This is a genomic window from Kitasatospora sp. NPDC024654, assembly GCF_055559155.1.
Map to the genome: position 1 here is coordinate 15,144 of NZ_JBVHLF010000121.1, position 578 is coordinate 15,721.

1 tRNA gene is annotated in these 578 nt (G+C 71.5%); it reads right to left on the bottom strand.

Annotated elements, in window-relative coordinates:
* Positions 1 to 220 precede the first annotated feature (220 nt).
* A tRNA-Phe gene (locus ACZ38L_RS35585) sits at positions 221 to 296 on the bottom strand.
* Between the last annotated feature and the right edge of the window lie 282 nt (positions 297 to 578).

Genomic DNA, 578 nt, shown 5'->3' on the forward strand with positions numbered 1-578 from the left:
CCCCTTTGGCGCCGCTCCTCCCCCCTCCCCCCCCCCCCCCCCCCCCCCCCCCCCCCCCCTCCCCCCCCCCCCCCCCCCCCCCCCCCCCCCCCCCCGGGGTCGGCAGGCGTTGAGTCAACTGCGGAGGGCCTGACCGTCCGCCGTCGCGTTGGCGTCAAACGGCACGAAAATGCCCCCCGAAGCGATCTGCTTCAGGGGCATCGTGCCTGGTCGGGCGATGTGGCCAGGGCCGGGGTCGAACCGGCGACCTTCCGCTTTTCAGGCCGAGCCGGGGTGTCGGGATGCACCAGTTCGGGTGATTCTGCGGTCCGCAGAAGTGCGGTCGCGGCCGTCATCGTGCGCGGCGGTTGGCGTCAGCGTTGGCGTCAACCGGAGTCACGGGATCGGACTGTGCTCAGCAGTCGAGAGCGCGCAGTTGCTGGTTGGTCTCGCGCAGGTCGAAGTAGGCCGGGTCGAAGTCGGTCAGCGAGGTTCGGCGTTCCCGCTAGGGTCGTCGCGATGAGCGAGTACCAGTACTACGAGTTCCTGGCGATCGACCGGCCGCTGACCCGCGAGGAGCAGGAGCAGCTGCGGTCGCT